17 protein-coding genes and 3 tRNA genes are annotated in these 24696 nt (G+C 66.7%); 7 read left to right on the top strand and 13 right to left on the bottom strand.

Annotated features, from left to right (window positions below):
* The first annotated feature begins 117 nt into the window (after nucleotides 1-117).
* The 4 genes from fixL to RZR99_RS15395 all read left to right on the top strand — a co-directional run bounded on the left by fixL (nucleotide 118) and on the right by RZR99_RS15395 (nucleotide 6643).
* Nucleotides 118-2631 carry an oxygen sensor histidine kinase FixL gene (fixL, locus tag RZR99_RS15410; protein ID WP_323120645.1) on the top strand — a complete coding sequence of 838 codons (2514 nt, stop codon included), beginning with the start codon at nucleotides 118-120 and terminating at the stop codon, nucleotides 2629-2631.
* Entirely contained in the window at nucleotides 2628-3266 is a 639-nt protein-coding gene (fixJ, locus tag RZR99_RS15405) for an oxygen response regulator transcription factor FixJ (RefSeq protein WP_323120644.1), read from the top strand. The genes fixL and fixJ overlap by 4 nt, the downstream gene beginning before the upstream one ends.
* Before the next feature lie 283 nt (nucleotides 3267-3549).
* Nucleotides 3550-4407 (top strand): bifunctional methylenetetrahydrofolate dehydrogenase/methenyltetrahydrofolate cyclohydrolase FolD, encoded by an 858-nt coding sequence (folD, locus tag RZR99_RS15400; RefSeq protein WP_323120643.1) that lies wholly within the window; start codon nucleotides 3550-3552, stop codon nucleotides 4405-4407.
* Between the two features lie 142 nt (nucleotides 4408-4549).
* The gene (locus RZR99_RS15395) at nucleotides 4550-6643 is read left to right on the top strand and encodes a M3 family metallopeptidase (RefSeq protein WP_323120642.1); all 2094 of its coding nucleotides are present in this window, start codon (nucleotides 4550-4552) and stop codon (nucleotides 6641-6643) included.
* A gap of 69 nt (nucleotides 6644-6712) precedes the next feature.
* Here RZR99_RS15395 and dinB read toward each other — a convergent pair whose 3' ends face one another.
* Nucleotides 6713-7852: a DNA polymerase IV gene (gene dinB / locus RZR99_RS15390; protein WP_323120641.1), complete on the bottom strand. Its 1140-nt coding sequence runs from the start codon at nucleotides 7850-7852 to the stop codon at nucleotides 6713-6715.
* Nucleotides 7853-8011: 159 nt separating this feature from the next.
* Between dinB and RZR99_RS15385 the strand changes: the two genes are divergently transcribed.
* Nucleotides 8012-8704 carry an aspartate/glutamate racemase family protein gene (locus tag RZR99_RS15385; protein WP_323120640.1) on the top strand — a complete coding sequence of 231 codons (693 nt, stop codon included), beginning with the start codon at nucleotides 8012-8014 and terminating at the stop codon, nucleotides 8702-8704.
* Between the two features lie 37 nt (nucleotides 8705-8741).
* Here RZR99_RS15385 and RZR99_RS15380 read toward each other — a convergent pair whose 3' ends face one another.
* The 8 genes from RZR99_RS15380 to RZR99_RS15345 form a co-directional block, all read right to left on the bottom strand.
* Nucleotides 8742-10379, bottom strand: a complete 1638-nt coding sequence (locus RZR99_RS15380) for an alpha/beta hydrolase-fold protein (protein WP_323120639.1) — start codon at nucleotides 10377-10379, stop codon at nucleotides 8742-8744.
* Nucleotides 10380-10526: 147 nt separating this feature from the next.
* Nucleotides 10527-12998 (bottom strand): TonB-dependent receptor, encoded by a 2472-nt coding sequence (locus RZR99_RS15375; protein ID WP_323120638.1) that lies wholly within the window; start codon nucleotides 12996-12998, stop codon nucleotides 10527-10529.
* Between the two features lie 195 nt (nucleotides 12999-13193).
* The gene (locus RZR99_RS15370; RefSeq protein ID WP_323120637.1) at nucleotides 13194-14192 is read right to left on the bottom strand and encodes a FecR domain-containing protein; all 999 of its coding nucleotides are present in this window, start codon (nucleotides 14190-14192) and stop codon (nucleotides 13194-13196) included.
* Nucleotides 14189-14707 carry a sigma-70 family RNA polymerase sigma factor gene (locus RZR99_RS15365; RefSeq protein WP_323120636.1) on the bottom strand — a complete coding sequence of 173 codons (519 nt, stop codon included), beginning with the start codon at nucleotides 14705-14707 and terminating at the stop codon, nucleotides 14189-14191. The genes RZR99_RS15370 and RZR99_RS15365 overlap by 4 nt, the downstream gene beginning before the upstream one ends.
* A 204-nt stretch (nucleotides 14708-14911) precedes the next feature.
* Nucleotides 14912-14988 (bottom strand) — tRNA-Met (locus RZR99_RS15360).
* 374 nt (nucleotides 14989-15362) lie between these two features.
* A tRNA-Met gene (locus RZR99_RS15355) sits at nucleotides 15363-15439 on the bottom strand.
* 374 nt (nucleotides 15440-15813) lie between these two features.
* Nucleotides 15814-15890: transfer RNA gene (locus RZR99_RS15350), tRNA-Met, on the bottom strand.
* Entirely contained in the window at nucleotides 15891-16319 is a 429-nt protein-coding gene (locus RZR99_RS15345) for a hypothetical protein (RefSeq protein WP_323120635.1), read from the bottom strand.
* Between the two features lie 486 nt (nucleotides 16320-16805).
* Between RZR99_RS15345 and RZR99_RS15340 the strand changes: the two genes are divergently transcribed.
* Together RZR99_RS15340 and xth are read left to right on the top strand one after the other, a co-directional pair.
* A complete protein-coding gene (locus tag RZR99_RS15340) occupies nucleotides 16806-17021 on the top strand; it encodes a hypothetical protein (RefSeq protein WP_323120634.1) in 216 nt (71 codons plus the stop codon).
* A 118-nt stretch (nucleotides 17022-17139) separates the two neighbouring features.
* Entirely contained in the window at nucleotides 17140-17916 is a 777-nt protein-coding gene (gene xth, locus RZR99_RS15335; protein WP_323120633.1) for an exodeoxyribonuclease III, read from the top strand.
* 58 nt (nucleotides 17917-17974) lie between these two features.
* Here xth and RZR99_RS15330 read toward each other — a convergent pair whose 3' ends face one another.
* The 4 genes from RZR99_RS15330 to glnA form a co-directional block, all read right to left on the bottom strand.
* Nucleotides 17975-20065: a prolyl oligopeptidase family serine peptidase gene (locus tag RZR99_RS15330; RefSeq protein WP_323120632.1), complete on the bottom strand. Its 2091-nt coding sequence runs from the start codon at nucleotides 20063-20065 to the stop codon at nucleotides 17975-17977.
* Nucleotides 20066-20173: 108 nt separating this feature from the next.
* Nucleotides 20174-21685 (bottom strand): nitrogen regulation protein NR(I), encoded by a 1512-nt coding sequence (ntrC, locus tag RZR99_RS15325; RefSeq protein WP_323120631.1) that lies wholly within the window; start codon nucleotides 21683-21685, stop codon nucleotides 20174-20176.
* 38 nt (nucleotides 21686-21723) lie between these two features.
* Nucleotides 21724-22866, bottom strand: a complete 1143-nt coding sequence (glnL, locus tag RZR99_RS15320; RefSeq protein ID WP_323120630.1) for a nitrogen regulation protein NR(II) — start codon at nucleotides 22864-22866, stop codon at nucleotides 21724-21726.
* 165 nt (nucleotides 22867-23031) lie between these two features.
* On the bottom strand, nucleotides 23032-24447 hold the full coding sequence (glnA, locus tag RZR99_RS15315; RefSeq protein ID WP_323120629.1) for a type I glutamate--ammonia ligase: 1416 nt from the start codon (nucleotides 24445-24447) through the stop codon (nucleotides 23032-23034).
* Nucleotides 24448-24696 lie beyond the last annotated feature (249 nt).

Below are 24696 nucleotides of genomic sequence, written 5' to 3'. Positions count from 1 at the left end.
CTGCGCTGCACCCACCCGACAAGGGTTCCAGCTTCCTTTACCTCTTAACAATTTCGCTTTCGGTTCAATATTTCCTACGCGCCTTGGGCGTACTATGCGCTGCGCTACAATCCAGCCATGTTGACCGAACGGCTTTTCGCACGCTCGGCGCGACCGTCGGGTTCGCCGGCGGAATCGCAGCCGTCCCGCTGGCACCACGGACCGTGGTGGTCCAATTCCTATCTACTGACTCCCCTGCTGTCGATCCTGGTGTTCCTCGTGGTGATGAGCCTCATTCTGTGGAGCCTCAACCGCCGCGAGCAGCAGCAGCAGGAAGACACGCTCTACCGCAACGTCGCCTGGGCGCAGCAGCAGATCCGCCTGTCGATGACGGGCGCTCAAGAACAACTGCAGGCCTTCGCGCGCGATCTCGCGGCCGGCCGCATCGACGAGCACGCGTTCCAGCTGGCCGTCGGCGACATCATGCAGGCCCACCCCGAGATCCTCTACCTGAACTGGTACACGTCGCCCGGCACTAAGCGCTGGCCCGCGATGCTGCTGCCGGTGCTCGGCCAGCGCCTGTCGAAGCCCAACGATTCGCAGATGGAGGACGTCGCGCGCGGCGCGTTCGCCGACGCGCGCAGTACGCGCCGGCAGGCCTACTCGCCGCTCGTCTACGACGATTTCGGCAACGGCTACCTGACGCTGCAGACGCCCGTGATGCGCGACCGCGACTATCTCGGCTCGGTCGCGGCGGTGTTCTCCGTCGAGGGCATTCTCAAGCACGACATCCCGCAGGAACTGTCGGCCAAGTACAAGATCTCGATCACCGACGCGAACAACCGCGAACTGGCATCGACCTCGTCGCGGCCGCGCCTGCCGCGCGACGCGCACTACGACCTGCCGCTCGACCCGCCCGGCCAGGGCTTGACGGTACGCGTGTACGCCTACCCGCAGATGACGAACCTGACCAACAACACGCTCGTGTGGCTGGTCGCGGGGCTGTCGTGCTTCGTGCTGTGGAGCCTCTGGAGCCTGTGGAAGCACACCCGCCAGCGCTTCGAGGCGCAGCAGGCGCTCTACGCCGAGGCGTTCTTCCGCCGCGCGATGGAAAACTCCGTCCTGATCGGCATGCGCGTGCTCGACATGCACGGCCGCATCACCCATGTGAATCCGGCGTTCTGCCGGATGACAGGCTGGGACGAGAGCGACCTCGTCGGCAAGGTCGCGCCGTTTCCGTATTGGCCGCGCGACGCTTATCCGGAAATGCAGCGCCAGTTGGACATGACGCTGCGCGGCAAGGCGCCGTCGTCGGGCTTCGAGCTGCGGGTGCGGCGCAAGGACGGCTCGCTGTTCCACGCCCGTCTCTACGTGTCGCCGCTGATCGACAGCGCCGGCCGGCAGACCGGCTGGATGTCGTCGATGACGGACATCACCGAACCGAAGCGCGCGCGCGAGGAACTCGCCGCCGCGCACGAGCGCTTCACCACCGTCCTCGAAAGCCTCGATGCGGCGGTATCGGTGCTGGCCGCCGACGAAGCGGAGCTGCTGTTCGCGAACCGCTACTACCGCCATTTGTTCGGGATCCGGCCGGACGGCCATCTCGAACTGTCCGGCGGCGGCTTCGACAGCGCGCAGGCGTCGTCGGACTCGATCGATCTGGTCGACGCGTATGCGGGCCTGCCCGCGGCGGCGCTCACCGAGAGCACCGCCGACGCGCAGGAGGTGTACGTCGAGAGCATCCAGAAATGGTTCGAAGTGCGCCGCCAGTACATCCAGTGGGTCGACGGCCACCTCGCGCAGATGCAGATCGCCACCGACATCACGACCCGCAAGAAGGCGCAGGAACTCGCGCACCAGCAGGAAGAAAAACTGCAGTTCACGAGCCGATTGATGACGATGGGCGAAATGGCGTCGTCGATTGCGCACGAGCTGAACCAGCCGCTCGCCGCGATCAACAATTATTGTTCGGGGACGGTCGCGCTCGTGAAAAGCGGCCGCTCGGCGCCCGAGACCCTGCTGCCCGCGCTCGAAAAAACCGCGCAGCAGGCGCTGCGCGCCGGGATGATCGTCAAGCGGATCCGCGAATTCGTGAAGCGCAGCGAGCCGAAACGCGAGCCGGCGCGGGTCGCGGACATCGTCGCGGATGCGGTCGGCCTCGCGGAAATCGAGGCCCGCAAGCGCCGGATTCGCATCGTCACCGAAATCCGCGCCAGAATGCCTATTATTTATGTCGACCCGGTGCTGATCGAGCAGGTGCTCGTCAACCTGATGAAGAACGCCGCCGAGGCGATGCAGGACGCCCGGCCGCAGGCGCTCGACGGCGCGATCCGCGTCGTCGCCGACCTGGAAGCGGGCTTCGTCGACATCCGCGTGATCGACCAGGGTCCGGGCGTCGACGAGGCGACGGCCGAACGACTGTTTGAACCGTTTTACAGCACCAAGTCCGACGGGATGGGCATGGGGCTGAACATCTGCCGTTCGATTATCGAATCGCATCGCGGGCGTCTGTGGGTGGTCAACAACGTCGAGGCCGACGGCCGGATCTCCGGCGCGACGTTCCACTGCAGTCTGCCCATTGGGGAACCCGAGGATCTCGGCCGCGGCGGGTCCGAGGCATCGACATCACATACTGTAACGGGAGATATATGAATAGCCCTGTCACCACCCCTCAGGAAACCGTCTTTGTCGTCGACGATGACGAGGCCGTGCGCGACTCGCTGCGCTGGCTGCTGGAGGCGAACGGCTATCGCGTGCAATGCTTCTCGAGCGCCGAGCAGTTCCTCGATGCCTACCAGCCCGCGCAGCAGGCGGGCCAGATCGCCTGCCTGATCCTCGACGTGCGGATGTCCGGCATGAGCGGCCTCGAATTGCAGGAGCGCCTGATCGCCGACAACGCCGCGCTGCCGATCATCTTCGTGACGGGCCACGGCGACGTGCCGATGGCCGTGTCGACCATGAAAAAGGGCGCGATGGATTTCATCGAGAAACCGTTCGACGAAGCCGAACTGCGCAAGCTGGTCGAGCGCATGCTCGACAAGGCCCGCAGCGAAAGCAAGAGCGTCCAGGAGCAGCGCGCCGCGAGCGAGCGCCTGTCGAAGCTGACCGCGCGCGAGCAGCAGGTGCTCGAGCGGATCATCGCCGGCCGCCTGAACAAGCAGATCGCCGACGATCTCGGCATCAGCATCAAGACGGTCGAAGCGCACCGCGCGAATATCATGGAAAAGCTCAACGTCAACACGGTCGCCGACCTGTTGCGTCTCGCGCTGTCGAAGAAACAGGCCTGAGCGGCCGCCGCGCCGTTCCCCGTTCGCCCGGCGCCCTCGCGTCGGGCCTGTCGATCGGGCGCCGGGCCGCCGCCGGCCGCCCTCGCCCCTCCCGCCGTTTTCCGCGCCCCCCGTTATCTATCCCGCGCTATATCGTCCGCCGGCTGCCCGCCCGGCGCCGCATGGCGCGTTCCGGTGCGATCATGTCGGACCGCGGCAGGCGACCGGTATAATTGCGTGCTTCGCTGCGGCGCGCCAGCCGTGCCGCACACCCGCATTCCCAACTCGCCAAGCGAATCCCACCATGACAGCCACCCTGATCGACGGCAACGCCCTTTCCAAGACCTTGCGCGCCGCCGCCGCGCAACGCGCCGGCGCCCTCGCCGCCCGTGGTCATCAGCCCGGCCTCGCCGTGATTCTCGTCGGCGACAACCCGGCCAGCGAGGTCTACGTGCGCAACAAGATCAAGGCGTGCGAGGACAACGGCTTCTTCTCGCTGAAGGACAGCTATCCGGCCGTGCTGCCGGAAGCCGACCTGCTCAAGCGGATCGACGAACTGAACCGCGACCCGCGAATCCACGGCATCCTCGTGCAACTGCCGCTCCCCGCGCACATCGACAGCCACAAGGTCATCGAGGCGATCGCGCCGGAGAAGGATGTCGACGGCTTCCACGTCGCGAACGCCGGCGCGCTGATGACGGGCAAGCCGCTGTTCCGTCCGTGCACGCCGTACGGCGTGATGAAGATGTTCGACGCGTACGGCATCCCGCTGCAGGGCGCGAACGCGGTCGTGATCGGCCGCTCGAACATCGTCGGCAAGCCGATGGCGCTGCTGCTGCTCGAAGCCGGCGCGACCGTCACGATCTGCCACAGCAAGACCCGCGACCTCGCGGCGCACACCCGCCAGGCCGACGTGATCGTCGCGGCCGTGGGCAAGCGCAACGTGCTGACGGCGGACATGGTGAAACCGGGCGCGACGGTGATCGACGTCGGCATGAACCGCACCGACGAAGGCAAGCTGTGCGGCGACGTCGATTTCGCCGGTGTCGGCGCGGTGGCGGGCCATCTCACGCCGGTGCCGGGCGGCGTCGGACCGATGACGATCACGATGCTGCTGATCAACACGCTCGAAGCGGCCGAGCGCGCGGCGGACGCGGGCTGAACGCGGCCCGGCTTACCGCGCCAATCGCTTCGTTAGGAACAATCGATTGGAAAGCGCGCAAGGCGCCACAATAATGTCGATACCGGGCGGCTTCGCGCCGCCTTCCGTCTTCCGTTTCAATCCGAAATAATCAGGGAGCACTATGTCCGTCAGCGCAACAGCGAATCCGCTTCTCGATTTCACCGGCTTGCCCCGTTTCGGCGAAATCCGCCCAGAACACATCACCCCCGCCCTCGACGCACTGCTGGAAACCGCCGACGACGCGGTCACGCGCGCGGCGGACCCCGCCACGCCCGCGACCTGGCAGGACATCGTCGAAACCGTCGAGCGCGCGACCGAGCCGCTCGGCCGGGCGTGGGGCGTCGTCGGCCACCTGAACGCCGTCGCCGATACGCCGGCGCTGCGTGCCGCATACGGCGAGAATCTGCCGCGCGTGACCGAGTTCTGGTCGAGCGTCGGCCAGAATCTCGCGCTGTACGAAAAGTACAAGGCGATCGCCGCCGGCGCCGAATACGCGTCGCTGTCCGTCGAGCGCAAGAAGATCCTCGACAACGCGCTGCGCGACTTCCGTCTGTCCGGCGCCGAGTTGCCCGAGGACCGGAAGCCGCGCTTCGCGGAACTGCAGGAACAGCAGGCCGCGCTGTCGAAATCGTTCTCCGACCACGTGCTCGATGCGACCAATGCGTATGCGTATTTCGCGCAGACCGAGGCCGAGCTGGCCGGCCTGCCGGACGACGCGATCGCGGCCGCGCGCGAGGCCGCGCAGAAGGACGACAAGGACGGCTGGAAATTCACGCTGCATTTCCCGTCGTACTTCCCCGTGCTCCAATACTCGGACAACCGCACGATGCGCGAGGCGATGTATCGCGCCTACGTGACGCGCGCGTCCGAACTCGGCGCGCAATACGGCGGCGGCAATGCCGAATGGGACAACACCGCGATCGTCGCCGACCAGCTCAAGCTGCGCCGCGAGGAGGCCCGGATGCTCGGCTATCGCGATTTCGCGGAAGTCTCGCTCGCGCCGAAGATGGCCGAATCGCCGCAGCAGGTGACCGCGTTCCTGGAAGATCTCGCCGCCCGCGCGCGGGCACATGCGGAAAAAGACTGGGACGAACTGCGCGCGTTCGCCGCGAAGGAACTCGGGATGGACACGCTCGCGCCGTGGGATGTTGCCTACGCCGCCGAAAAGCTGCGCCAGCAGCGCTACGCGTTCTCCGAAAACGAAGTGAAGCAGTACTTCCCCGAGCCGGCCGCGCTGAAGGGCTTGTTCACGGTCACGGAAACGCTGTTCGGCGTGCGCATCAAGCCCGACGACGCGCCGGTGTGGCACGAGGACGTGCGCTTTTTCCGCGTCGAGAATCGCGACGGTTCGCTGGTCGCGCAGTTCTATCTCGACCTCTACGCGCGCGAAGGCAAGCGCGGCGGCGCATGGATGGACGACGCCCGCTCGCGCGCGAAGCGCGGCAACGGCAGCGTGCAGACGCCCGTCGCGTACCTGACCTGCAACTTCTCCGCGCCGGTCGGCGGCAAGCCCGCGTGCTTCACGCACGACGAGGTGATCACGCTGTTTCACGAGTTCGGCCACGGTCTGCACCACATGCTGACCCGCGTCGACGAAATCGGCGTATCGGGCATCAACGGCGTCGAATGGGACGCGGTCGAGCTGCCGTCGCAGTTCATGGAGAACTTCTGCTGGGAATGGGACGTGCTGACGTCGATGTCGTCGCACGTGGAAACGGGTGCGCCGCTGCCGCGCGCGCTGTTCGACAAGATGCTCGCCGCGAAGAACTTCCAGAGCGGGCTGGGTACGCTGCGCCAGATCGTGTTCTCGATGTTCGACATGCTGCTGCACGTCGATTTCGACCCCGCCGGCCGGACCAGCGTCAACGCGTTCGCCCGCGACATCAACGAACGCTTCCACGTGATTCCGCAGGCGCCGTTCTCGCGCTGGCCGAACACGTTCAGCCACATCTTCGCGGGCGGCTATGCGGCCGGCTACTACAGCTACAAGTGGGCCGAGGTGCTGTCCGCCGATGCGTACGCGGCGTTCGAGGAAGCCGCGCAGGCTGCCGGCGGCAGCGTGCTCGACACCGCGACCGGCACGCGCTACCGCCGTGAGATTCTCGAGGTGGGCGGCAGCCGTCCCGCGATGGAGTCGTTCAAGGCGTTCCGCGGCCGCGAACCGAACATCGACGCGCTGCTGCGCCATAACGGGATGACGGACGCCGCGCACTGAGCATCCGATGCCGGCCCGCGCGCCGGCCTGTCCGATCCACGGCAATCCGCTCGCGCGGGTTGCCGTTTTTTATCGCCCGTCGGGCGGCGCGCTGTCGAACAACGCGATCTGGCCGTGCCGCTCGGCGGTGTCTTCGTCGATCCGCACGCCGACGCCCAGCAGCCGCACCGGCTGCCGGCGCCGCGCGAGCCCCTTGTCGAGCAGCGCGACGGCCGTGTCCGCGTCGGTCGCGTCGGCCACGCACTCGACCGTGGTCCGCTGGAAGTCGGCGAAACGGATCTTCACGTACAGCTTTCTGATCGAGCGCGCCGCGCCGGCCCGCTCGATCCGCGTGTCGAGCAGCGCGGTGAGCCGGCGAATCTCTTCCGCGCATTGCGCGGGCGTCGTCAGATCGTGCACGTAGGTCGTCTCGACGCTGACCGACTTGCGCGCCTGGTCCGCGCGCACCGGCCGTTCGTCGATCCCGCGCGACAGCTCGTACAGGCGCCGGCCGAACGCGCCGAACGCACGATGCAGGTCGAACAGCGACCATTCGCGCAACTGTGCGCAGGTCTGGATGCCGAGCTTGTCGAGCCGTGCCGCCGTGACCTTGCCGACGCCGAACAGCTTGCGCACCGGCAGCGCAGCGACGAATGCGTCCACTTCCCGCGGCCGCACCACGAAGAGGCCATCGGGCTTGTTCCAGTCGGACGCGATCTTCGCGACGAACTTGTTCGGCGCGACGCCCGCCGACACCGTGACGCCGACCGTTTCATACACGCGGGCGCGGATCTCCTGCGCGATCCGCGTCGCACTGCCCTGGCAGCGCTCCGAGCCGCTGACGTCGAGATAGGCTTCGTCGAGCGACAGCGGCTCGACATCGGGCGTGTAGTCGCGATAGATCGACATGATGAGCCGCGACGCGGCGCGATACTTGTCCATCGCGGGCGGCAGGATCAGCAGATCGGGGCACTTGCGCATCGCAAGCGCGGACGACATCGCCGAATGCACGCCGAAGCGCCGCGCATCGTAGTTGCAGGTGGCGATCACGCCGCGCTGGTCGGGCCGCCCGCCGACGGCGAGCGGCCGGCCGCGCAACGACGGATCGTCGCGCATCTCCACCGACGCGTAGAAGCAGTCGCAATCGCAGTGGATGATCTTGCGCGCGAGCGCATCCGCGCGGCCCGGCGGCAGCGGCGTGGCGTCGTGAGAATGTGAGGATAGGTTCAAGGTGCCGTTACTGTACAAAAACACAGTAAGCGTTTCAACTGCCCCGTACTGCCATCGTGCCGGGCGCCGTACCGGTCCGATCGGCACCCGGGTGTACCGCCGCCGGCAGGCACCGCTCCCTATACTCGACCCACCCATCGGATCGGCAGGAGACCTTGCATGAAAACCATCGGATTGATCGGAGGAATGAGCTGGGAATCGTCGGCGGAGTATTACCGCATGATGAACCAGTATTCGAAGGCGCTGCACGGCGGCCATCACAACGCACGCAGCGTGATGGTGACGGTCGATTTCGCGGAGATCGAGGTGCTGCAGCGCGCACAGGACTGGGATGCGCTCGGCGCGCGGATGGCGGCGGCGGCCGGCCAGCTCGAACGCGCGGGCGCGGAACTCGTCGTGCTGACCACCAATACGATGCACCGGGTGTTCGGCGCGATCGAACAGGCGGTTGCGGTGCCGTGTCTGCATATCGCCGACCCGACGGGCGACGCGCTCAAGCGCGCCGGCGTCGAGCGGGTCGGCCTGCTCGGCACGCGCTACACGATGGAGTTGCCGTTCTATGCGCAGCGGCTGCGCGAGCAGTTCGAGCTCGACGTGCTCGTACCGGACGAGCGGGAACGGGCGGAAGTCCACCGGATCATCTATGACGAACTGTGCCACGGCGTGATCGACCCCGCCTCCCGGGCAACCTACCAGGCCATCATCGAACGGCTCGCGCAGCGCGGCGCGCAAGGCGTGATACTCGGCTGTACCGAAATCACGCTGCTGATCGGTGCCGCCGATACGCCGCTGCCGGTATTCGACACTACCGCGCTGCACGCGCGCGCCGCGGTCGACTGGGCGGCCTGCTGACGCGACTCGACGGCCCCCGCCCCCGCCCTCGCTCGCGCTAAAGCAGCGGGCACGCGCGGCTCACGATCGCCGCATCGGCCGATTCGGGCGCCGTGCGATGCAGCGCGGCCCGTGCGCCGGGCGTGCCGATCAGCGCGATCAACCCGCAGGCCAGCGATCCGCGCCAATGCAGGTAGTCGTGTCCGCTGGCGGTTTCCGCATACGTCACGGGATAGCCCCTCGCATTCAGCACGTCGCGCAGATGCCGGCTCGTCGTGCCGATTCCCGCCGGCCCCTTGCCGTCCTCGAAACGGCCGCTCTCCAGATAGAAACGAACCGGCAGCCGGTCGCGCGCCGCATATTCGCGGGTCAGCCATTCGGCCGCTCGGGTGCGCGCATCGCCCTGCGCGGGCGCCCACCAGAACGAGCCCGACTGGCTCAGCACGTTGCCGAACAGCTCCGGATGCCGGAACGCCGCATACGCGGACGCGAGGCCGCCATAGCTCGACCCCGCGATCACGGTGCGCGCCGGGACGGCACTCACGCCCTGCCCGCGCGCCCATGGCATCAGCTCGTCGGCGAGGAAACGCGCGAACGCCGGATTCGGCGGCAGCTCGCGGCCGCGCGTCGTGCTGTCCGGATTGCCGACGATTACCGCCGCCGTCCTGGGCAGGCGTCCCTCGGCGATCAGGTTGTCGAGGATTGTCGGCGTCGGCACGGTGTCGGGGTCGGCATACGCGTGCGCGTCGAAGATCACCGCGAGCGCGCGCGCGGGATCGTCGCTGCGATAGCCCGCCGGACGATAGAGATAGACGTCGCGCGTGTTGCCGAGGATCGTGCTGTCGAAACGAAACGCTTCGACGCGCCCCTCGGGCACGGCAGGACGCCGCACGCGCCACGGCTGCGGCGGTGCGTCGGGCAGCTCCAGCACCGACTTGCCCTGATACGGGTCGAGCCCCGGCCCCATGAAGCCGCGCGGGTTGAACGGATCGCGCTGTGCGGTCGCGAGAATCGCGCGGCGGCGCTCCGCGTCCGGCCGGTCCAGTTCGGGCACGTCGGGCGCGAGCAGATAGCTGAGCCGCGTGGTCGCGGGCACCACGTAGCTGCGATACCAGACGTCGCTGCCCGGCAGGCGCTGCAGCGCATCGTGCTCGCCCGACGGGCTGCCGAGCAAGCGCACGTTGTCACGCGCGCCGCGCCACAGGAACGTGACGAGCCGGGTCGCTTCGTCGACGGGCACGAGGCCGCGCGCGACGGTCGCGTCGGTCCCGCCCGGCTGCGCCGGCGCGGGCTCGACGAGCGGCGTGCCATGCGCCGCCATTTCCCGCCAGAACGCGCCGGTATCGCCGCCTGCCTGCAGCGTGTCCGCCAGCGCGCGCAGCCGCGGACTCGCGATGGCGGCCTCGGGCCGATGCTGTTGCGCGCGCGGCACGATCTGCTCGATCGTGAGCCGATAGCCGCGCGCGTCTGGCGGCGGCGTGGCGCCGGACGCAGCCCCGACGCGCAGCGCGTATCCGCCCGCCTCCGGTGCGACGAACATGAAACCGCGCGACGGCGCATCGGTTTGCAGCAAGCGGCGCACGTGCCGACCATCGCGGTCGACCAGGTCGACGTTCGCCGCCGCACCGTCCAGGCGGCCCTGCACGAACGCGCCCGCCTCGAGCGAAAGCGGATAGGCGCGGTCCTGGTCTGCCAATTCTCCCGCAGCGGTCCGCCCCGCCGCTAGCGGCCGATCCGCGACATCTGCCGCGTTCGCGCCGGGCGCCGACGCCCACGCGCCGCAGAGCCACGCACACGCGATGCGAAGCAGACACTTCGAAAACATCGTCATCCGTAACACCCGTCAGAAATCGATGCTGGCCGACACCTTGAAGGTGCGCGGCGCGTTCTGCGTGACGAAACCGTCGTTGAACGACCCGGCCCAGAACGTCCGGTTCGCGACATTTTCGACGCCGCCGCGCAGCACGACGCCACGGCCCGCGACCCGCGTCGCGTAACGCGCGCCGAGGTCGAAGCGGGTCCAGCCGGGAATCCGCTGCGTGTTCGACGAATTGACGAACTGCGCGCTGGTCGCCACCGCGCGACCGCTCAGCGTGAATCCGGCGAGCCATGGCGCATCCCATTCGAGCCCCAGGTTCGCAGTCCATTTCGGCACGCCGAATGCGGTGTTGCCGTCGTAGGCTCGCACCGCCGTATGCGTGAGAATCGCCTGCGTATACGCGACACCGCCCAGCACCCGCACGCGCGGCACCACCTGGCCGAAGACGTTCCATTCGACGCCCCGGTTGCGCTGCTCGCCGTCCGCGTTGTAGGTGTTGCTCGCGACGTCGCGCAGCATGCTCGGCTTCGTGATCTGGAACAGGCTCAGCGTGTTCGCGAATTCGCCGGTCTCCCACTTCGCGCCGACCTCGATCTGCTTGCTCTTGTACGGCGCGAACATCTGCCCGTAGTTCTTCGCCGTGACGTCGCCGACGGTGTCGCCTTGGGTGAGCCCCTCGACGTAGTTCGCATACAGCGACACGTCGGGGCCGAACGGCTTGAAGACCAGCCCGACCGCGGGGGTCAGCGCGGTCTCGTTGTAGTCCGCCGTCTGCTTGCCGGTCGCGGCCGCGTAGGTTTTCGCCCGCACGCGCTGGCTGCGCAGCCCCACCGTCAGCAGTACCCGATCGTTCGCCACCGACAGCGTGTCGGCCAGCGCCACGCCCGACAGCGTCGTCTCGGAAGTCTTGGGCGCGCTGCCCGGCGACGGCGCAAGAAGCGGGTCGACCGGCGCGTAGATGTTCGACGCGTAGGCGGCGCTCGTCTTGTTGATCGTCCCGCCTTCGATCTGCAGCGACGTCGCGCTGAAGACCAGCTGATGCTTGACCGGTCCGGTCCGGAAGCGGGCGCGCACGCCGGCCTCCATCGACAGCGTGTCGTTGTAGCCGTCCTGGTTGTAGGTCATCGCGCGATAGCTGCCGTCGGGCTTGATCGCGCCGGCGCGCGTGCCGTTGATGAAGCCGGCGTAGCGATAGGTGAGACTGCCGATGCCGGCGTACACGGTCAGCCGGTCGGTAACGTCGGCTTCGGCCCGCGCGACCACCGCCTGGTTGAACACCTTGCCCCATGCGCCGCGCAGCAGGTTGGCGCCCGCCGACGGCGGCGGCGCCACCCGACTCGCGAACGACGCCATCCACGGGCTGCCGCCGTCGAATCGTTCGGTATCGGTGTACGCATCAAGCGAGAAGCGCGCACGCTCGCCCTTGAAATCGAACGCGAGCGATCCGAACTCCCGCTTCTTGTTCTGGCCGTCCATCGTCGTGCGGCCGTCGCGATAGGAACCGTTCATCCGGATGCCCACCTGATTCCGATCGCCGAAGCGCCGGCCGACATCGGCCTGCACGCCGAACTGGCTGTCGGAGATGTAGTCGGCGGTGATGCGGGCGAGCGGCTTGTCGCCCGCCCGCTTCGGCACCAGGTTGATCGCCCCGCCCACGCCGCCGCTCGGCGACATGCCGTTGAGCAGCGCGTTGGGGCCCTTCAGTACCTCGATGCGCTCGATGAACTCGGTCGGCGAATGGCCGTAGGGCGCGAGTCCGTACATGCCGTTGAACGCGAGATCGTCGGCATTCACGTTGAAACCGCGAATGCTGTAGTTCTCGTAGATATGGCCGGTCGACGTCGTGAAGCGCACCGACGGATCGTTTTCCAGCACGTCGGATACCGTGCTGGCCTGCTGATCCTCGATCAGCTTCGACGTATAGCTCGTGATGTTGAACGGCGTATCCATGAAGTCGGTGTTGCCGAGCATGCCGAGCCGCCCGCCGCGCGCAACCTGGCCGCCGTCGTAGGCGTCGGGCAATGCGTCGCCTTGCGCGTTCACGACGATCGTCGGCAACGTCGGAACGGCCGCCCCCTGCGCATGCGTTTGTCGATGCAGCACGTAGCCGCCGCCGTTGCGCACCGCTTCGAGACCGTGCGGCGCGAGCAGGCGCTCGAAACCTTGCGCAACGCTCATCCGGCCGCTCAGGCCCGTGCTCGTCAAGCCGTTCGTCAGCGACGCATCGAGCGCCAGTTCGACCCCCGCCGTCGCCGCGAAACGGTTCAGCACCGCATCGAGCGGCCCGGCCGGGATCGCGTAAGCGCGCCGTTCGTCCGGCTCGACCCGGGCAGGCGCATCGTCGAGCTGCGCCTGCGCGCCCAGCGGCACGGCCAGTGCGAACGCCGCGACGATCGCGGGCCGGATCAATGCGCGTGCCGCAAGCTCGCGGGCATCGAATCGGGCGGTTGACGGAGCGGAACGGGAAGCAAACGGAATGAACTGGCGCGGCGCCATGACGAATCCTTTGTGTTCGGAAAGGTTGCGAAGTTGCGTTGTGTATTCCGAACGAAGATCCGAAACCCTCAAGCGCCGGCGGAATTTTTTTGTCGAGATGTGCTGAAGCGGAAGTCGGCGGACCCGGGTTCCGGGCGATCGCGGCCGTCGCGCGACTGCACCGCCGGCAGGCCGTCCACGCATCCGCGAAACGAATCAGCGCGGGGCGACCGTCACCCAGTAACGCGTCCGATACACGACCGAAACCGGCAGCGCCGCCTGCAGGCTTGCGAGCGCGCGATCGGTATCGGCCAGCGAAAACACGCCGGACACGCTTGCCCGCGCGAGCGCCGGATCGCAACGCACCACGCCCGGCCGATAGCGCGCGAGCGTCGCGACGAATGCGTCGACCGGCATCCGCTCGGCGATCAGCAAGTGCCGCGTCCACGCTGACGCCTGCTCGTCGGCGGACCCGGGCGCCCCGATCGTATCGGCGGTGAAGCGCACCGCCTCGCCCGCCGCGAGACGCCGCAGTTGCGTCGGAACACGTGCGGCGCGAATCTCGACCGCCCCCTCGAGTACGTCGACCCGCGCGCCGGCACCGGCGTCGCGCACAGCGAAGCGCGTGCCCAACGCCCGCACCGTGCCTTGCCGGGTCTCGACGCGAAACGGCCGGCCGAGCGCATCATGGGCGGTGGCGACATAGATCGCGCCGCGCCTCAGCGCCACGCGGCGTTCGCCTCCGCTGAAGCGCACGTCGAGCGCGCTCGACGTATCGAGCCATATTCGCGTGCCGTCGGCGAGGACGATCTCCTTCACCTCGCCCACGGCGGTCGCATAGTCGGCCGCGGCGGTTTGCCAGGCGCGCGTGCTGCGCACGCCATAGCACGCGCCGCCCACGGTGATCGCGAGGCCGAGCGCGCGCATCGCGCGGCGGCGGGCCGGCGCCGCGGTGCCGCCGCGCTTGGGCCGGGCCTGCAGCAGCGTGTGCTGCGCGGCGGCCGCGGGTACGCTCTGCAGTTTCGCCTCGATACCGCCAAGACGCCGCCATGCGCGTTCGTGATCCGGATGCTCCGCCCGCCATGCTGCGCAGCGCGCCGCGTCGTCGTCGGTCGCGTCGCCGGACCAGAGGCGCGCGAGCCAGCCGACCGCGCGCTCGACAACCTCGTCCGCGATCGGTGCCGGCGATCCGCTCGGATCGGGGCGGCCGCTCATGCGGCCTCTCCGTACAACGTCGCATAACAAGCGCGCAGCGCGGACGCCACGTACTTCTCGACCGACGAGGACGATACGCCGAGGCGTACCGCAATCTCGCGATACGTCAGCCCCTCGAGCTTGCACATCAGCAGCGCGTGACGCGCATTGGCGGACAGGCGATCGAGCATCGCGTCGATCTCGCACAGCGTTTCGAGCACGAGCGCGCGCGTTTCCGGTGACGGCGCGTCGGGCGCAGGCAACCAACGGAGGGTGTCGAGATAGGCGGCTTCGATGCGCCGTCGCCGATACATATCGATGACCAGACCGTTCGCGATCTGGGTGAGAAACCGGCGGGAGTCTTCCGGCTGCGGCGCGCTGCCCGATGCGAGTACGCGCAGATAGGTGTCGTGCGCGAGATCGGCCGCGTCGCCCGCATTGCCGAGCCGCTTCCTCAGCCAGCCGCGCAACCAGCCGTGGTGATCGTTGTAGAGCATGCGGAAATCCCGCTGCGGATGACTGTCGATGACGCCCATGCACTCCCCGGCGCCGCTCGAAATGCAACGCCACCCCGTAATGATAATAATTCTCATTAATTCTATGGGACGAGGCGACTAACTGGCAAGCTGGATTGTTGACGAAATCGAAACGAATGGACCGGAAAACAAAAAACCCGGCCGAAGCCGGGTTTTTTGTCGGACGAGACGCCCATCGGTCGGATGGGCACCGCATCGCGGTATTGGTTGCGGGGACAGGATTTGAACCTGTGACCTTCGGGTTATGAGCCCGACGAGCTGCCAGACTGCTCCACCCCGCGTCAGAGAAAAAAGATTATAGGGCTATTCAGCACTTAAGTCAATCTCTGCGTCCGATTTGTTTCGCGGCACGACGCGGTGCGCCACGCTTGGGCGAGCACACGCGTATCAGACCACAAGCGTCGAGTCTCTCGCTCGAAGTGGGTCTCGCCCATTTGCTTCGATCAGCTAAGCATTCGTTGGACCTTCCCATGTGTCCGACGCGGACGATGCGGATCTATCGCCCAGACCCGACTACGTGACGCATGGCCGGCCCAACAACGATATCGTGCGAGGTACGGCACGCGCGCGACGCCGGAAAACAAAAAACCCGGCCGGGGCCGGGTTCTTGTCGGACGAGACAGACATCGGTCAGATGTGCGCCGCATCGCGGTGTTGGTTGCGGGGACAGGATTTGAACCTGTGACCTTCGGGTTATGAGCCCGACGAGCTGCCAGACTGCTCCACCCCGCGTCAGAGAAAAAAGATTATAGGGCTATTCAGCACTTAAGTCAATCTCTGCGTCCGATTTGTTTCGCGGCACGACGCGGTGCGCCACGCTTGGGCGAGCACACGCGTATCAGACCACAAGCGTCGAGTCTCTCGCTCGAAGTGGGTCTCGCCCATTTGCTTCGATCAGCTAAGCATTCGTTGGACCTTCCCATGTGTCCGACGCGGACGATGCGGATCTATCGCCCAGACCCGACTACGTGACGCATGGCCGGCCCAACAACGATATCGTGCGAGGTACGGCACGCGCGCGACGCCGGAAAACAAAAAACCCGGCCGGGGCCGGGTTCTTGTCGGACGAGACAGACATCGGTCAGATGTGCGCCGCATCGCGGTGTTGGTTGCGGGGACAGGATTTGAACCTGTGACCTTCGGGTTATGAGCCCGACGAGCTGCCAGACTGCTCCACCCCGCGTCATAGAAACGAGAGTATAAGGCTTTTAAGCGAAGGCCGCAAACATTGATTCGAATTGATTTCGCCGGAACCCGCAGCGATCGCCCTCACCGACGCGGGCTGGCGCCGGTCATCGAGGGGATCACCGTCGGTCCCCACAACGAACAGGTTGAATCTTTGCGGGCCCAGCCGCAATGTGGCCCATCCGGATCCATGCCTCTTTCTGCAACCATGAAACTTGCCGGAATTTTCGATGGCTACATTGACTTGCGGCATCGCCAAGATCGCCGCGCCAGTTGTGATGAACGGGTCCAACCGGGCCACCAGTTTTCTCAAGAATCGCCCGATACCGGCGGAGAAGCTGACGACCGTCTTCGGGACTTGCATCACCGCGATCTGTTGCGCCGTGTTGGGCTCGCCTCTCTGTGAAAGCTCGTCGCGGGTACGCAAGTTAATTCGTGCGACCCACATGATCGGTTACACCGGACGAGAATTATTTGTAACCGATTCAGGCCGAGACCCCGGTATACCGTGGCTTGATACCCATCAAGGCCGCGGAAACTGCATTGAAGGAATGGATGCACTGACATACGGAAGAAGGCCGCTAGGGCTAGTCCGCCGCATCAACAACACGACCGTCGCCGGAGTGCTGCGCGGCGGCGGATACGCCCGCTGCCCTCCTTGGTGGCCGTGCTTCACACATCGACAGCGGTGATTGAGGATTTCATTGATACGCTCCTCTACGCCAGCCGAACCCGGATCAACCCGAACGTAAAGAAGCACAATGCTGCATACGAACTAGCAACTGCCAACCGCCACGGCACCGCGCGCCCGACTCGAGACTCCGGGCCGCCTGCCCACGCCTCGCACCGAGTTTGCAATCTATGCTCGCGAAATCGGCCGACGCGTCGCATGCCCCATGATCACGAGGGCACGATGAATACAATGCGCGCCACGGCCAATTTCATGCACCTTGAAAAAAACCATGCCGAGAGCACCGTCCGCCCCAAGCGCTACCGGATCAGCGAGGCGATGATGCAAATCAGCGTGTCGCCTGCCACGATTTATCGTATGGTTGTGGCTGGTACCCTGAGGTTCGTCAAGATCGGAACGCAAGGTGGCCAGGCCAAGGCCAAGCGATCGACACATTGATCTCGGGAAAAGCACGGGAGTAGCATGGGCGACTCCCCCGTGCGAGACAGGCCGCCGGATTGGTCACCGCAATCCGTATTTTCCACAAACCATTACCAGACAAGCCAAAGAATTTTCCGTGAAGATTGCCACCTGGAACGTCAACTCCCTGAACGTGCGCAAGCAGCATGTACTCGACTGGCTCGCGCAGAGCCAGACCGACGTGCTGTGCCTGCAGGAACTCAAGCTGACCGACGAGAAATTCCCGCGCGCCGAACTCGAGGCGGCCGGCTATCGCAGCTGGTTCGCGGGTCAGAAGACCTATAACGGCGTCGCCATCGTCGCACGCGACAGCCTGCCGTTCGACGACACGGACGTCGTGCGCAACATCCCCGGCTTCGACGATCCGCAACAGCGGGTCATCGCCGCAACGGTCGGCGGCGTGCGCATCATCTCCGCCTACTTCCCGAACGGCCAGGCGCTCGACTCCGACAAGTTCGTCTACAAGCTGCAATGGCTCGACGCGCTGCAGGCATGGCTCAAGACGGAGCTGCAGCGCTTCCCGAAGCTCGCGCTGCTCGGCGACTACAACATCGCCCCCGAAGATCGCGACGTGCACGACCCCGCGAAATGGGAAGGCCAGAATCTCGTGTCGCCGCAGGAGCGCACGCATTTCGCGCAACTGCTCGAACAAGGGTTCGTCGATGCGTTCCGCCGCTTCGAGCAGCCGGAAAAATCCTTCACGTGGTGGGACTACCGGATGTTCGCGTTCCGCCGCAATGCGGGGCTGCGGATCGACCACATCCTGTTGTCGCCCGCGCTCGCCGCGACCTGCACCGCCTGCGAGGTCGATCGCACGCCGCGCACCTGGGAGCAGCCGTCCGACCACACTCCGGTGTTCGCACTCGTCGAATGACGTGACGTGCGATGCGCGGCCGCCGGTCCGCGCATCGCAAGCGGTGTACCCGCGGCCACTAGCCGCGCGGTACGGCCGGCCCGAGATGCGCCCACAAAAAGCCCCACTCGGCCGCATTGGCCTGCGCCAGTTCGAGATCGTCCGCGCTGCCGTGGCCACCGTCCGTGTTTTCCCAATACCAGACCCGGTCGTGGCCGAGTGCCCGCATACGCGCGGCCATCTTGCGCGCATGCGCCGGATGGACCCGGTCGTCGCGCGTCGACGTCGTGAGCAACAGCGGCGGATACGCGACGCCGGCCGCCACCCGGTGGTATGGCGAGTACGCGGCAAGCGCGGCCGCTTCGCGCGGATCGTCCGGATCGCCATATTCGTCGAGCCACGACGCGCCCGCGTGCAACAGGTGATAACGCTGCATGTCGAGCAACGGTACCTGACACAGCACCGCGCCGAACAGCGCCGGCCGCTGAACCATGCAGGCGGCGACCAGCAGCCCGCCGTTGCTGGCACCCTCGATGCCGAGTTGCGCCGAGGTGGTCACGCCGTCGGCGATCAACTGCTCGGCGACCGCGATGAAATCGTCGAATGCGCGCTGCCGATGCTCGCGCTGCGCGTCGAGATGCCAGTCCGGACCGAACTCGCCACCGCCGCGAATATGCGCGAACACCGCCACGCCGCCGCGCTCGAGCCAGCCGATGCCGAGCCGGTCGCTGTATCCCGGCAGATTCGGCAGCGCGAAGCCGCCGTAGCCCGACAGCAAGCACGGGCGCGCGATACGCGGCGCGCCTTCGAGCGCGTCACGCGGCCCGATCAGCGTATACGGCACCCTCGTGCCGTCGCGTGATTGCGCATGCGCGCGCCGCACCACGAGCCCCGTCGCGTCGAACTGCACCGGCGGTCGGTCGAGCAGCACGCGCGTCGACGGCGTGTCGTTCGCGAGATCGACCAGCCAGCACTCGGGCGGCTGCAGATAGGTGTCGACGTCGACATACGCGTCGTCGTTAAGCGACGATTCGATCGGCTCCACGCCGACCTGCGCGCCCGCGGGCCCATCGAACGGCCGCGAATGCCAGGACCAGTTGCCGCCGTCGTCCCGGATCGGCTGCCACAGCTCGGTGCGGGTCTGTACGTCGTCAAGCCAGCTGGCGAGCAGATAGCCGCGCGAATCCGTCCACGTACAGGCCGACGTCGCGACGTCCGGCGTGAACAGCGTGAAGCACGCGCGTGCGCCGGCGAGGAACGCCTCCTCGCGGATCGCGAGCAGCGCGCCGCCCGGATGCGTGACCCCGCCGCACGTCCAATCGAGGCGCGGCTCGAATACGAGCCAGCCGCGCCAGTGCCCGACGCCGACATGCGCGGGGACGTCGTAACGCGCCCATTCGCCGGCCGCGGTCAGCCAATAGGTATGCACATCGAAGAAATCGACGCTGCGCCATGCGACGTGCCGCCCATCGATCGGGTCGAAGCCCGCACCCGCGCTGATGTCGTCGTATTCGCCGCGAAACACCACGGGCGCCTCCGCGAGTGCCGTGCCGCGCGTCCAGCGCCGCACTTCGTACGGATAGCCGGAGCGCGTGAGCGACGCATCGCCGCGATCCCAGCTCGCATATACGGTGTCGCGGTCGATCCAGTCGAGCGTGTGATGGCCGGGCACGTCGATCACGAAGCCGTCGCGGACGAATTCGCGCCGCGTCAGGTCGAACTCGCGCACGACCACCGCGTCCGAGCCGCCGGGCGACAACGACAACAACGCCCTATCGCCGTCGGGGTACAGGATCGCATCGCCCTCGAACACCCACGGCTCGCCTTCCTCGACGCCGAGCGCATCGAGATCCAGCAGATCCTCCCACTCCGGCTTGCCGGCCCGCCAGCTTGCCCACGGCGTGCGCCGCCAGAGGCCCTTCGGATGCCGGTCGTCCTGCCACAGGTCGTAGGCCCAGTCGCGCCAGCGTTCGGGAATCACCGGCCGCTCGCGCGGCAGATAGGCGCGTGCGAGGCGTTCGGTCAATGCGCGATAGGCATCGCCGTCGCGCCACGCGGCGCGGGTCAGCGCGTTCTGCGCGTCGACCCAGTCGCGCGCGCCGGTGCTCTCCAGCGCTTCGAGAAACAGGAAAGGATCCGGGGTATCCGGCCAGACAGGGGAAGCGGACATCGTGGCATCGCGTTGCGGAAAACGGCGATTATGCCCGGCCGAGCGCCGGACAGGCGCACGCCGCGCAGACCTCGTACAAAAATGCACGAGTCTGCGCGGGCGCGCGGATCACGATTCGAGATGCAATTCCTGAATCTTGCGCGTGATCGTGTTGCGGCCGATGCCGAGCCGCTCGGCAGCCTCGACCTTGCGGCCGCGCGTGAAGTCGAGTGCCTCGCGGATCACCGCGGCCTCGAACCGGCGAGCCAGCGCGTCCATCACGTCGGCCGAATTCTCGCGCAACAGACGCGCGACCTCGGTACGCAGGCCATGCTCCCACACCGGATGGCCGACCGTGGCACCGCCCGTCGCGGCGGCGGGCTGGCCGATGCCCGCCAGCGGCACGCCCCCGCCCGGCGCCATCGACACGTCCCCGTTCGCCGTCGCGCCGGACGACGCGAATACCGCTTCGGCGGCAAGCGCCTGCACGGGCATCAGGTCGGGGGGCATATCCTTGATTTCGACCGTTTGCGCCGGCGCCATCACCGTCAGCCAGTTCGCGAGATTCTCGAGCTGGCGCACGTTGCCCGGGAACGGTAGCGACGTCAGGTATGCGAGCGCGTCGTCCGACACGCGCTTCGGCTCGACGCCGAGATCGCGCGCGCTCTTCTGCAGGAAATGACGCGTCAACAGCGGAATGTCCTCGCTGCGTTCGCGCAATGCGGGCAGGCGCAGTCGGATCACGTTGAGGCGGTGATACAGATCCTCGCGGAACAATCCTTGCCGAACCCGCGCTTCGAGATTCTGATGCGTCGCGGCGATCACGCGCACGTTCGCGCGCAGCGGATTGTGGCCGCCGACGCGATAGAACTGCCCGTCGGACAGCACGCGCAGCAGACGCGTCTGCAGGTCGAACGGCATGTCGCCGATTTCGTCGAGGAACAGCGTGCCGTTCTCGGCCTGCTCGAAGCGGCCCTGCCGTGTCGTCTGCGCGCCCGTGAACGCGCCGCGCTCGTGGCCGAACAGCTCGGATTCGAGCAGGTCCTTCGGAATCGCCGCCGTATTGAGCGCGATGAACGGTCCGCTCGCGCGCGGGCTGTGCCGGTGCAGCGCCCGCGCGACCAGTTCCTTGCCGGTGCCGGATTCGCCCGTGATCAGCACGGTCGCCGCCGAATGCGACAGCCGCCCGATCGCGCGGAACATGTCCTGCATCGCGGGCGCCTGACCGAGCATCTCGGGCGCTTCGGCAAGCTTGTCGTCGTCGGGCACGCCGCCGCGCAGGCTCTCCTCCACCGCGCGGCGGATCAGTTCGACCGCCTTGTCGACGTCGAACGGCTTCGCCAGGTATTCGAACGCGCCGCCCTGGAACGCGGCCACGGCACTGTCCAGGTCCGAGAACGCGGTCATGATGATGACGGGCAGGCCCGGCATCCGTTCGTGCATCGCCTGCAGCAATTCGAGACCCGAGCCGCCCGGCATCCGGATATCGGACACCAGCACCTGCGGCGTTTCGTGGTCGAGCGCGCCGAGGGCTTCGCGAACGTTCGCGAAACTTCTCGTCGCGAAACTTTCGCGCGCGAGGGCCTTTTCGAGCACCCAGCGAATCGATTGGTCGTCGTCTACTATCCAGATCGGCTTCATAGGTCGGTCAGAAGGATGGGTAAAGGCTGAGCCGCTGCTCAATGATCGAGCGGCAGCAGAATCTGAAATTCGGTGCGGCCGGGCCGGCTTTCCACTTCGATCATGCCGTCGTGCTGCTGAACGAAGGTTTGCGCCAGCGTGAGGCCGAGACCGCTGCCGTCCTCGCGGCCGGATACGAGCGGATAGAAGATCCGGTCGCGAATGTCCTCAGGGATGCCCGGGCCGTTGTCGAGGATGCGCAGGTCCAGCGCCAGCCGGTACAGCCGCTTCGCGATCGTGATCTTGCGCGCGATGCGGGTGCGCAGCTCGATGCGCGCGTCGCCCTGCGCGATCCGCTCGCGCAGCGCTTGCGCCGCATTGCGCACGATGTTCAGCAGCGCCTGGATCAGCTGTTCCTTGTCGCCGCGCAGATCGGGCACGCTGACGTCGTAGTCGCGCTCGATCGTGAGCCCGCGCGGAAATTCCGCGAGCATCACCGCGCGCACCCGCTCGCACACCTCGTGAATGTTGACGTCGCCGACGATATGCGGGTGGCGGTGCGGCTCGAGCAGCCGGTCGACCAGCGTCTGCAGCCGGTCCGATTCCTTGATGATGACCTGCGTGTACTCGCGCAGTTCGCCCCGTTCGCGCTCGCTCAGCTCGAATTCGAGCAGTTGCGCCGCGCCGCGGATGCCGCCGAGCGGATTCTTGATTTCGTGCGCGAGATTGCGGATCAGTTGCTTGTTGACGGCCGTCAGGTCGTGGATCCGTTCCTCGCGGTCGGTGCGCGACTGCCGTTCGTTCTCGAACAGCTCGACGAGCACGTAGTCCTGCGCGCCCTCAAGGAAGCCGACGATCGCATGCACGTGCAGCGGTTCGCGGCCCGGGCGGTCCAGCACGGTGTCGAGATGCGTCGCGTGAAAGCGCTCTTCGCCGATCGCCGTGATCGTGGTCGCCAGTTCGTTCGAATTCGGGAAAATCTCGCCCCACGGCATCTGCGCAAGCTGGCGGCGCGAAATATCGAGCATCGCCTCCGCCGACGGATTCGCGAACGCGATCCGCAGCGTGCGGCGGTCGAGCACGAGAACGACGGTCGGCAGCGCTTCCAGCCCCGTGAGGAGTCCCGAGCGCACCAGCCGGTCATCGTCCGACAGGCGCTCCGGCTGGCCGGCCCTGGCCTTGATCAGATTCTTCAGAACCATCTTGCGTGGATGCCGCGTCAAAGATTATCAAAACCGACGAACAAAAAAGGGACGGCTGGGCGCCGTCCCCTTTCAGTGTCCGGTGCCCCCCGAGCCACCCTCGGCCCGGGAGCCAGCCGGCATCGCGGCGCTTCGCTCGCTGACGTGGCGAAGCGCCATCGCCGCTTACAGCGAGTAGTACATCTCGAACTCGATCGGATGCGTGGTCATCCGGAACTTCGCCAGTTCCTGCTCCTTCAGGCCAAGGTACGCATCGAGCATCGCATCCGTGAACACGCCGCCGCGCGTCAGGAACTCGCGATCCTGGTCGAGCGCTTCGAGCGCCCGGTCGAGGCCTTCGCACACGGTCGGGATCTTTGCATCCTCTTCCGGCGGCAGGTCGTACAGGTTCTTGTCCGCGGCTTCGCCCGGGTGGATCTTGTTCTGGATCCCGTCGAGGCCCGCCATCATCAGCGCGGAGAAGCACAGGTACGGGTTCGCCATCGGGTCCGGGAAGCGCGTTTCGATGCGGCGGCCCTTCGGGTTCGACACGTGCGGAATGCGGATCGACGCCGAACGGTTGCGCGCCGAGTACGCGAGCTTCACCGGGGCTTCGAAGTGCGGCACCAGACGCTTGTACGAGTTCGTCGTCGGGTTCGTGATCGCGTTCAGCGCGCGAGCGTGCTTGATGATCCCGCCGATGTAGAACAGCGCCAGCTCCGACAGGCCCGCGTAGCCGTTGCCCGCGAACAGGTTCTGGCCGTCCTTCCAGACCGACTGGTGAACGTGCATGCCCGAACCGTTGTCGCCGACGACCGGCTTCGGCATGAACGTCGCCGTCTTGCCGTACGAATGCGCGACGTTATGGATGATGTACTTCGACCACTGGGTCCAGTCGGCGCGCTGCACGAGCGTCGAGAACTTCGTGCCGATTTCGTTCTGCCCCTGGCCCGCCACTTCGTGGTGGTGCACTTCGACCGGGATGCCGAGCTGTTCGAGCAGCAGGCACATTTCCGAACGCATGTCCTGGAACGAGTCGACCGGCGCGACCGGGAAATAGCCCCCCTTCGTGCCCGGACGATGGCCCGTGTTGCCGCCTTCGAATTCCTTGCCCGACGACCACGGCGCTTCTTCCGAGTTGATCTTCACGAAGCAGCCCGACATGTCGGTATTCCACTGCACGGAATCGAAAATGAAGAATTCCGGCTCCGGACCGAAGTACGCGGTGTCGCCGATACCGGTGCTCTTCAGGTACGCTTCCGCGCGCTTCGCGAGCGAACGCGGATCGCGCTCGTAGCCCTTGCCGTCGGCCGGCTCGACCACGTCGCACGTCAGCACCAGCGTCGCTTCTTCATAGAACGGATCGACGAAGGCGGCCGTCGGGTCCGGCATGAGCAGCATGTCCGACGCCTCGATCCCCTTCCAGCCGGCGATCGACGAACCGTCGAACGCGTGGCCGCTCTCGAACTTGTCTTCGTCGAAGGCCGACACCGGCACCGACACGTGCTGTTCCTTGCCGCGCGTGTCCGTGAAGCGGAAATCGACAAACTTGACGTCCTCGTCCTTCACGAGCTGCATGACGTCGGCGACGGTTTTACTCATAACCTCTTCTCCTGATTGAACAAATCCGGCGGACTGGGACCGCCTCGTTAAGCGAGCTGCTCGGCGCAGCGTTCGTTGTGCCGCGTACAACCGATTCGACTGGAGCTTATATAGCAGCTTCCATGCCATGCATGCGCCAGTTCGGCGCGAATCGCGCCGCCCCGCGCCCGGACAAGGGCAGACCGCGCAGTTTCGGGGCCTCGGGCCGGGCGCGCGCGGCGCACGATGCACCATAACGATGCGCGCCAA

This window comes from Burkholderia alba (assembly GCF_034721475.1).
GTDB classification, from domain to species: domain Bacteria; phylum Pseudomonadota; class Gammaproteobacteria; order Burkholderiales; family Burkholderiaceae; genus Burkholderia; species Burkholderia alba.
The sequence above is the reverse complement of the archived record's forward strand: the minus strand, read 5'-3'. Positions and strand labels throughout refer to the sequence as shown.